The 8,154-nt window shown below is 73.2% G+C and carries 13 protein-coding genes and 1 pseudogene; 8 read left to right on the top strand and 6 right to left on the bottom strand.

From position 1 onward, the window contains the following. The 5 genes and pseudogenes from BMZ16_RS19460 to BMZ16_RS18740 all read left to right on the top strand — a co-directional run. Positions 1 to 423: pseudogene (locus BMZ16_RS19460) on the top strand (NAD-dependent dehydratase); the annotation flags it as partial. A 100-nt stretch (positions 424 to 523) separates the two neighbouring features. Beyond that, on the top strand, positions 524 to 904 hold the full coding sequence (locus tag BMZ16_RS18755) for a hypothetical protein (RefSeq protein ID WP_089800087.1): 381 nt from the start codon (positions 524 to 526) through the stop codon (positions 902 to 904). Positions 905 to 955: 51 nt separating this feature from the next. Beyond that, positions 956 to 1,225 (top strand): hypothetical protein, encoded by a 270-nt coding sequence (locus BMZ16_RS18750; RefSeq protein ID WP_089800088.1) that lies wholly within the window; start codon positions 956 to 958, stop codon positions 1,223 to 1,225. Continuing rightward, positions 1,222 to 2,184, top strand: a complete 963-nt coding sequence (locus BMZ16_RS18745; RefSeq protein ID WP_089800089.1) for a CPBP family intramembrane glutamic endopeptidase — start codon at positions 1,222 to 1,224, stop codon at positions 2,182 to 2,184. The genes BMZ16_RS18750 and BMZ16_RS18745 overlap by 4 nt, the downstream gene beginning before the upstream one ends. A 272-nt stretch (positions 2,185 to 2,456) precedes the next feature. Beyond that, positions 2,457 to 3,170, top strand: coding sequence for a histidine phosphatase family protein (locus tag BMZ16_RS18740; protein WP_089800090.1), 714 nt, complete (start codon positions 2,457 to 2,459; stop codon positions 3,168 to 3,170). A gap of 39 nt (positions 3,171 to 3,209) precedes the next feature. Here BMZ16_RS18740 and BMZ16_RS18735 read toward each other — a convergent pair whose 3' ends face one another. The 4 genes from BMZ16_RS18735 to BMZ16_RS18725 form a co-directional block, all read right to left on the bottom strand. After that, the gene (locus BMZ16_RS18735; protein WP_089800091.1) at positions 3,210 to 3,845 is read right to left on the bottom strand and encodes a fasciclin domain-containing protein; all 636 of its coding nucleotides are present in this window, start codon (positions 3,843 to 3,845) and stop codon (positions 3,210 to 3,212) included. Between the two features lie 150 nt (positions 3,846 to 3,995). Continuing rightward, positions 3,996 to 4,124, bottom strand: a complete 129-nt coding sequence (locus tag BMZ16_RS19065) for a hypothetical protein (protein WP_255366545.1) — start codon at positions 4,122 to 4,124, stop codon at positions 3,996 to 3,998. Positions 4,125 to 4,212: 88 nt separating this feature from the next. Then, positions 4,213 to 4,626: a RidA family protein gene (locus BMZ16_RS18730; protein WP_089800092.1), complete on the bottom strand. Its 414-nt coding sequence runs from the start codon at positions 4,624 to 4,626 to the stop codon at positions 4,213 to 4,215. Positions 4,627 to 4,889: 263 nt separating this feature from the next. Beyond that, complete coding sequence (locus BMZ16_RS18725; protein WP_255366546.1) at positions 4,890 to 5,534, bottom strand: alpha/beta fold hydrolase; 645 nt, start codon at positions 5,532 to 5,534, stop codon at positions 4,890 to 4,892. 417 nt (positions 5,535 to 5,951) lie between these two features. On the opposite strand from BMZ16_RS18725, the gene BMZ16_RS18720 reads away from it, so the two are divergent. Together BMZ16_RS18720 and BMZ16_RS18715 are read left to right on the top strand one after the other, a co-directional pair. Continuing rightward, on the top strand, positions 5,952 to 6,218 hold the full coding sequence (locus tag BMZ16_RS18720; protein WP_089800984.1) for a ribbon-helix-helix domain-containing protein: 267 nt from the start codon (positions 5,952 to 5,954) through the stop codon (positions 6,216 to 6,218). A gap of 79 nt (positions 6,219 to 6,297) precedes the next feature. Next, on the top strand, positions 6,298 to 6,468 hold the full coding sequence (locus BMZ16_RS18715; protein WP_369822675.1) for a toxin-antitoxin system toxin subunit: 171 nt from the start codon (positions 6,298 to 6,300) through the stop codon (positions 6,466 to 6,468). An 87-nt stretch (positions 6,469 to 6,555) separates the two neighbouring features. Here BMZ16_RS18715 and BMZ16_RS18710 read toward each other — a convergent pair whose 3' ends face one another. Both BMZ16_RS18710 and BMZ16_RS18705 read right to left on the bottom strand, forming a co-directional pair. Further along, the gene (locus BMZ16_RS18710) at positions 6,556 to 6,807 is read right to left on the bottom strand and encodes a hypothetical protein (RefSeq protein WP_089803393.1); all 252 of its coding nucleotides are present in this window, start codon (positions 6,805 to 6,807) and stop codon (positions 6,556 to 6,558) included. Between the two features lie 25 nt (positions 6,808 to 6,832). Then, entirely contained in the window at positions 6,833 to 7,717 is an 885-nt protein-coding gene (locus tag BMZ16_RS18705; RefSeq protein WP_177199787.1) for an alpha/beta fold hydrolase, read from the bottom strand. A gap of 192 nt (positions 7,718 to 7,909) precedes the next feature. Here BMZ16_RS18705 and BMZ16_RS18700 point away from each other — a divergent pair. Continuing rightward, on the top strand, positions 7,910 to 8,154 hold a 245-nt coding region (locus BMZ16_RS18700), incomplete at its 3' end, for an NAD-dependent epimerase/dehydratase family protein (protein WP_143082901.1).

Below are 8,154 nucleotides of genomic sequence, written 5' to 3'. Positions count from 1 at the left end.
ATCACGCACAGCGCCGACGTCGCGGTCGGGCTGGTCGGGCTGCTGGGGCGCGAGGAGGCGATCGGCGAGGCGTTCCACATCACCGGCGACGAGGCGCCCTCGTGGGACCAGATCTTCCGCGCGATGGCCCGTGCCGCCGGTGTCGATGAGCCGCGCCTGGTGCACGTCGCGTCCGAGGCGATCGCCGCCGCCGACCCCGAGCTCGGTGCCGGGATCCTCGGGGACAAGGCGCACACGATGATCTTCGACAACTCGAAGATCCGGCGGCTGGTCCCGCAGTTCTCGCCCCGCATCCCGTTCGCGGCCGGCGCCCGCGAGATCGTCGCGTGGCACGACGCGGACCCCGCGCGTCGCGTGGTCGACACGCAGTTCGACGCCCTCACGGAGCGTTTGCTGGAGGCGTACCGGCCCCGGCCGCTGTGACGGGTCAGCCGCTGGGCTGATCGTCACATGTCGTCCTTTCCCGGCGCGGGCGCACGGTCGATGGTGGGGGCGACCGGTGCACCGCGACGGGGGAGGTGCCGTGCTGACGTTCGATCTCATCCGTGCGTCCGTCCACCCGGACGGGCCGATCGAGGATCACGGTGGCGGCGACGGCCCGATCCCTCGGACCGGCCGCGGCAACCTGCGCGTCGCGTACCTCGACGCGCTCGACCTCCTCGAGGGCGGCGTCGACGCCCTCGCGGCGGACGTGGCGGCGGAGGACGCGGTCCAGGCGGCTTTCCAGCGCGACCTCGCTCTGGACCCGAACGGCGAGCGGTGGTCATCGAGCTTCGCCGAGCCGCTCGCGTTCGCCGGTGGGGCCCGCCAGGTCGTGCGTCAGCTCGAGATCTGCAGCGCCGCCGTCGCGGAGTCGGCCGCCCGGACGCCCGCCGACGTCCCGCGCTTCGTCTGCGGGCTGTAGCCCGATCCTGTCCCCGCCGCGCGGTCGTTCGCCGCCGGGGACGGTGTCGTCGTGCTCGTGAACACCGGGCTGCCGGCCGCGCTGAGGATCCTCGTGCAGACGGCCGCCGCCAGCATCCGCACGCTCATGGGGCTGCCCGACCGGTGGGTGGACGGTGACCTCCCGCTCGGCCACCAGGCCCTGATCGGGACCGTGGTCCAGGCACCTGCGTCGTTGGATGCAACCGCCCACGTTCCACCGTCCGCCCGGCGCGGCCCGGGGTGTCCGATTCCTACCGTCGAGTCATCGCACAGCGGCTTCGACGAGAGGGCACCCCGATGAGCACCGTCACGCACCAGGTACCTGCACCGGCCCGACGCGGAGGGGTGCTCGACATCGTCCGGCGCCGCCCGCTCACGGCGTTCGTCGTCCTGGCGCTCGCCGCCAGCTGGCTCGCGTGGATCCCGCTGATCCTGTCGCCCTACGGCCTGGGGATCTGGGACGTCGCCATCCCCGGCGGCGTCGGCGGCTACCAGCTCTTCCTCATGCTGCCCGGCGCCTACCTCGGGCCCATCGGCGCCGCGCTGTTCGTCACCGCCGTCACCGGCGGCCGAGCCGGCGTGCGGGCGTGGGTGAGGCGGCTGTTCAAGTTCAAGGTCAACTGGCGCTGGTACGCCGGGATCCTGCTGGGCACCCCCGCGGCCGTCCTGCTGTCGTCGTACCTCTTCTCGGGCGGCGACGTCCAGGCCCCGCCGATGGAGAACCTGATCCAGTACCTGCCCGTGCTCGTCATGCAGATGGTGACGACCGGCCTCGCCGAGGAGCCGGGCTGGCGCGACTTCGCCCTGCCCCGCGCCCAGCGCCTCGTCGGGCCGCTGCGGGCGGCCGCCGGCATCGGTGTCCTGTGGGGCGTGTGGCACCTCCCGCTGTACCTGACCATGTGGGGCGACGCGCCGACCTTCCACCTGCTGCGCGCCGTGGGGTTCATCGCCTTCTGCGTCACGTTCAACGTCGTCATGACCTGGGTGTTCAACCGGACGGGCCAGAGCCTGCCGATGGCGATGCTGCTGCACGTGGGCATCAACACGACCGTCGGCCTCTTCGTCGCGTCGATGTTCCCCGTGGTCGGGGCGAGCTACGACCTGACGAACCAGGCGCTGCTGCTGATGGCGACCGTGGGCGCGGTCATCACGATCGTCGCGACCCGCGGGCGGCTGGGCTACCGGCCCGATCCGGTCGACGAGGCCGTGACCGGCGCCCCGGGGACCACCCGTCCCCTGGTCGGGGCGCGTGCCGTCTGACGCACCTGACCGAGCATCCCGCGCACCGCGGACCGCCGGGCGACCTCCGTCGCCCGGCGGTTCGCTGCGTCCCGGGGCCCTCACCGCGAGGCTCGTACGGTGTCGACGGGGCGCTGTCCCACCGGGAGGCCCGGATCGTCGGCCCGGCCCGCTCGCGGGGGAGACGTCAACGGGCTGACCTGTGGGGACAGGGGGTGGAAGGCCGTGCGACGACGCGCTGTGCGGTGGGCAACCGCGGTCGGCACCCTACGGCCCGGCGGTGACAATGCCGCATGCGTCTCCTGCTGCTGCGGCACGGCCAGACCCCGTCGAACGTGCGAGGGCTCGTCGACACCGGCATCCCGGGCCCGCGGCTCACCGCGCTGGGCGAGCGTCAGGCCGCTGCGGTGCCGGCGGCGCTGGAGGGCCGTCGCATCGACGCGATCGCGGTCTCGACCCTGCTGCGCACGGCGCTCACCGCGGCTCCGCTCGCGGATCGCCTGAACCTCGCGCCGACGACCTACGACGGGCTGCGGGAGGTGGAGGCCGGCGACCTGGAGATGTCCGGCGGGCACGAGGCGCACCAGGCCTACCTCTCGACGGTGTTCGCCTGGGCGCGCGGCGACACGCACCGGCGCATGCCGGGCGGGCCCGACGGCGCGACGTTCCTGGCACGGTTCGACGACGCCGTCGCGCAGGTCGTCTCCGCCGGCGGGAGCACCGCGGTCGTGGTCTCGCACGGAGCCGCCATCCGGTGCTGGGTGGCCGCCCGCGTCGCAGGTCTCGCCGTCGACGACGTCGAGCGGACGCCGCTGGACAACACCGGCGCGATCGAGGTCGACGGCGACCCGACCAGCGGATGGCGGCTGATCGCGTGGTCGCCCGACCCTCTGGGCGGCCCGGCGCTGCGCGACGACGAGGGTGCCGATCCGACGGGCGAGCCGCTCGACGGCTCGGTCGGTGCGGCTCCCAGGTCTGGTCGCGAGGGTCGACCGGCGGCGCGGTGACGGCGCCCGCCCGGTCGGTACCGGGCGGGCGCCGGTGGGTCACAGGTCGAGCGGGCGCAGCACGAACGAGATCCCGTGCGCGATCTGCGCGTTGCCGGCGTTGATGTCGAGCTGGCTGCGCACCAGCAGCGGGTTCAGGTCGTTGCGGTCGGCGTCGCGCAGCACGACGATCGGGATCCGCTTGGACAGGACGTCGACCGTGAAGGTGCCGCCCTGGGCGGTGGTCAGCGCGGCCCCGTCGGACGCCAGTGCGGTGGCGGAGTCGATCGTGGCGCCGGGCACGACGTGGTAGAGCAGCACCTGCTCGATCGCGTCGATCCCCACGGCCTGTGCGAGGGCCCCGAACACCTTCTCCTCCGAGCCGTACCAGCGGTGCGTCAGGTCGTGCGCGAGGACCTGGAACGCGCGGTCGTTCGGGAGGAACGCGGTGAGCGGGACCGTGCCGTCCGCGAGCACGGCGACCGGGCTGTCGGGCTTGGCGGCGAGCACGGCGGCCACCGCGTTGTCGACGATGTCGTAGTCGTACCAGCTGCGGTCGAACCCTGCACCGTCGGCGGCGAGCACCGAGGCGAGGCTCGTGGTGCCGGCGGCGGACGCGGCGGGTGCGAGCCCGACGACCGCGCCACCGGCGAGGGCGGTGGCGGCCAGGGACGCTGCGAGACGACGGATCCTCATGGAAGGACTCCTTGCGGGCGGTCGGGCGGCACGCGGTACGCACCGCAGGCGTCGTCGTCGACGCCCTGCCCCCTCTTCCCCTCCAGGAGCGTTCTCGGATGCACCCGACGTCGTCCGGTCCTCGGCGGCGCGCTCGTGGCGGGGTGCCGATCAGGGCAGGTGTTCGCTCAGCACCCGGTCGAGCGCCGCGCGTCCCGCAGGCCCCCACGTGGGCTTCCCGCCGGGCAGGCCGCGGCGCCCGTTCTGGCCCATCAGCATGAGGAAGAGGCTGTGCGGCACCGTGACTCGCACAGCGGCAGGCCGGCCAGGTCGGGGTGCTGGTCCCGCAGCAGGTCGCGGACGCGGTCCGCGGTGATCTCGGTGAGGGTCACGCGGAGCCCGGACGACGGAGCGCGACGGCCTCGACCTCGACGAGCTGGTCGTCGTAGCCGAGGACGGTGACTCCGAGCAGCGTGCTGGGCGGCTCGTGGGCGCCGAACGCCGCGTGGACGACGTCCCAGGCGGCCACCAGGTCCGACTGCCGGGTCGAGGCGACGTAGACGGTCGTCTTGACGACGTCCGTCAGCTGCGCGCCGGCGGCACGCAGGGCGGTCTCGAGGTTGGCCATCACCTGGCGGGCCTGGCCGGCGACGTCGCCGACGGCGACCGTCCTGCCGTCGGCGTCGAGCGGGCAGGCGCCGGCGGTGAAGACGAGGTCACCGACCACCGCGGCGTAGGCGTAGGGCGCCTTCGCCGTCAGTCGCTCGGTTCGGATCAAGGTGATCTCGGGCTCGGGAGGCATGCGGCCATGATCCAGTCCCGCACCGGGAGCGGGCCACCCTCCTGTCGCGTCCGAGCCGTCCGGGCCGACGGAGGGCAGGTGTGCCGTGCCGCGCTCGTGCGCACGAGCGACGACGTCGCGGAGGCCTGTCTCCACGAGGACCTGCGCTGGGCGCGACGCTCGATCCTGACCAGGGTGGAGGACCTGTCGGGGTACGCGACGCCGGGCACGGGTGGGTCCCGAGTGCTCGAGCCACGGTGGTGCGCCGCTGGTCCTGGGCGTGCTCACCGATCCACGAACGCGTCGATCGCCCGACAGGTGAGCTCCGTCTCCACGTCGCCCCCGTGGCCTTCCGGCTCCACGACGTGCAGCTCGCTGCCCGGCCACGCCTGGTGCAGCTTCCACGCGGTGACGACCGGACTGCTGATGTCCCGACGCCCGTGGACGAGCACGCCCGGGATCCCCTCGAGCGCGTCCGCGCGTGCCAGGACGCTCGCGTCGCTGGGGAGGAAGCAGTCGTGTGCCCAGTAGTGCGTGACCAGGGTGGCGAAGTTCGCCCGCTCGCGAGGGTCGTCGTGCAGGGGCCCGGGTTCCCAGCTGGGGTCGAGCGAGATGTGGGTCGACTCCCAGGCGTCCCACGCGTCCGCTGCCGCGGACCGCACGGCGGGGTCCGGATCACGCGGCCGTCGCGCGTAGTCCTCGACGACGCGCTCACCTGTCGGCGTCGCCCCCGCGAACTGCTGCCACGCCTCGGGGAAGACCCTGCCGACGCCGTCGGTGATCCAGTCGATCTCCTCGCGGCTCCCGGTCGTCACCGCCGTGAGCACGAGCGCGGTGACGCGGTCCGGATGCGTCAGCGCGTATGCGAGCGCGAGCGTCGAGCCCCACGACGAGGTAGCGCTGGGGGTCGAACCGGCGACGGTAGCCACCGCCACGCAGTCCGCTGCCGGGCCCGCCGTGCAGGTAGAGGGCGGGACGGCCCAGGGGGTTGCCCGACGTCTCCCAGTACAGACGGGCACCCCCCGGCCGGCGGATCCACCCGGAGTCGAACGGCGCGAGGGGAGGGTGCACCCGCACACGCTAGGGGCGCGTGAGTCCGTGTGCGAGGGAGGTCGGCGTCCTCAGCGGCAGGTCGGGAGGCCACGTCGACGTCGGTTCCGTAGCTCGAGCAGCGTGCAGGCGTTGAGGAGGCAGCGCCCGGCACTGCGAGACGCGCCCCGCGCGAGACCGGGCTTGGCGTCATCTTCGGGTGGCATTCGGCAGCCGAGCCCGGTCTCGTGCAGCGCTCGTCCCACGTCGTGGGACCGTGTCCTTGTCGGCTCAGTGGTTTCGTATACGATATGCGCATGACTGCTCGCGGCGAGATCCACGGCACGCCGGTCGACGACGCCCAGATCCAAGCATGGGCCGACGAAGCCGAAGCCGGGTACGACCCCGCCGCACTGCGACGCCGCGGACGGCCCACCGCTGGTGAAGGCCCCGGTGTCGTGGTCACCGTCCGGCTCGACGGCCCCACGCTCGCCGCGCTGACGCGGCGCGCGGAGGCTGAAGGGCTGCCGAACCGGACCGAGGCCATCCGGGCCGCCGTGCGTGCCTGGGCGCACGTCGCGTGACATCCACCCCTCAGCACGCAAGCACTACTCCCGCGACCGCCTGACGGACGATCGCCTGCGGGACGCCGCCGAGGCGCCCGTGTACCGCCAGCCGCTCGACGACGAGGACGACCCGCGACGCTGGTTGCTTCTCGGCTTCGACAGCGCCGGTCGGCTGCTCGAGCTCGTGATCCTGCAGTTCGACTCAGGGGACGAACTCATCATCCACGCGATGAAGGCGCGCGAGCAGTACCACTCCTTGCTGTCCTGACGACCTTCATCGGCGCTCATGGACCCTGCCCACCGGGCGCGCTGGGCAGGTTCCATGAGCGCCGCTCGAGTCCTCGTCGTGTCCCGATCAGCGCGCGTTCGGGTCGCTGCCCTGGAGACGGACGAGACCCAGCCCGTCGCCGGGGACGCACACGTAGACGACGAACGACCGGCCGGCCATCTGCGCCTGCGCCTGCGCCCAGGTCAGCACGTCGACGACGTCACCGCCGTGCAGCTCGTACTCGTCCGACGCGCCGTCGGCGTCGTGGAAGTACACCCGATAGCGCGGCTGGTCCAGCTCCCACGTCTGGTCGCGAGGGTCGACCGACCTGATGTCCACGCGGTCGATCTTGGCAGGACGGACCTCAGTCGCCGGCGAGGAAGCCGTCGACCACCTCGCGAAGTCGAGGACGGCTCACGCCGATCCAGAACAGGTGCGAGGGCGCCCCGAGGTCGACGAGGCTCGCGCGCGGGATCGTGGAGGCGAGGTCCTCGGCGTGCGTCCAGGCCACCCCTCCGTCATGACGTGAGCCGGTGACCAGCGTCCGACACGGCACCCGCTGCTGCGCCGCGCGACGGGCGGGTCCCTCGTCGGCGCCGGCGTGGGCGAGATCGACGACGAACCCGTGTCCGGAGCGCATCGTGGCGAAGAGGTCCCGCATCTCCGCCCGGTCCGCCTCCGTGACCTGGGGGAACCACGTGGCCAGGGGCACCGTCGACAGCGGTGCCAGCATCATGCGCAGGCCGACCTCGGGCGCCCGGCGCAGCAGCGTTCTGGTGGCACCCCACACGTGCCGTTCGACCCTCGGGTGGAACATGACCGGTCCGAGCAGCCGCTGCAGCGCGACGTCCGGGTACGGCAGCGTCGACGGGGCGGCCGAGTGCAGGATCAGCGAGCGCGCCCGAGCGGGCCGCTGCACGGCGTACTGCACGGCCTGCTGCCCGCCGAACGACGTGCCCACCACCGCCGTGAACTGATCCACCCCGAGCGCGGCACGCACCTCGTCGATCTGCGGTGCGAAGTCGGCGGGGGAGAGCGGCCCCACGTCGGTGCCCCCGTACCCCGGGCGTGACACCGCGACGACGCGGTGACCGAGCTCGACGTACACCCGACAGGCAGGAGCAGTCGCTGCGGACTCGTGCCCCCCGTGGAGGTACAGGACCGTGCCGCCCGGGGTGCGGGCATCGGCACGCACCACGACCTCGACGACGCCCGCCGACGTCCGCACCACGCGACGCTCGGTGTCCACGCGTTCTCCTTCTCCGTCCCGATCACCGGGTCGGCGGTGTCCCCAGCATGGCGCGGACGGCCCTGCCGTCCGGATCTCCACGGTCGCCGCGATCTGCGACGGGCGCGGCTGTCACCCGGCGACTTCCTGCACGTCGAGGCGCGTGCCTCTCCGCCTCGCTGATCGGTGAGGGCTGTTCGTATCCTGCCTGGCATGGCACTGAGCGCACTGTTCATCGGTGGGACCGGCATCATCAGCACGGAGGCGGCCCGGCGGGCGGTCGCCGACGGCGTCGAGGTGACGCTGCTCAACCGCGGGCGGTCGACGAAGCGTCCGGTGCCCGACGGCGCCCGCGTGCTCCACGCCGACGTCCGCGACCCGGAGTCCGTGCGCGCCGCGCTGGGGGACCTGGAGTTCGACGCCGTCGTGGAGTTCACGGCGTTCACCCCCGAGCACGT

Origin of the sequence: Cellulomonas sp. KH9 (genome assembly GCF_900114185.1) — a bacterium.
Taxonomy (GTDB): domain Bacteria; phylum Actinomycetota; class Actinomycetes; order Actinomycetales; family Cellulomonadaceae; genus Cellulomonas.
Note: the sequence above shows the minus strand (reverse complement) of the source record. Positions and strands in the feature narration are given on the sequence as shown.

Excerpts from the sequence above, each read along its gene's own strand:
- BMZ16_RS18745 (WP_089800089.1), top strand. The coding sequence starts at position 1,222 with ATGAGCACCGTCACGCACCAGGTACCTGCACCGGCCCGACGCGGAGGG.
- BMZ16_RS18740 (WP_089800090.1), top strand. The coding sequence starts at position 2,457 with ATGCGTCTCCTGCTGCTGCGGCACGGCCAGACCCCGTCGAACGTGCGA.
- BMZ16_RS18735 (WP_089800091.1), bottom strand. The coding sequence starts at position 3,845 with ATGAGGATCCGTCGTCTCGCAGCGTCCCTGGCCGCCACCGCCCTCGCC.
- BMZ16_RS18730 (WP_089800092.1), bottom strand. The coding sequence starts at position 4,626 with ATGCCTCCCGAGCCCGAGATCACCTTGATCCGAACCGAGCGACTGACG.
- BMZ16_RS18720 (WP_089800984.1), top strand. The coding sequence starts at position 5,952 with ATGACTGCTCGCGGCGAGATCCACGGCACGCCGGTCGACGACGCCCAG.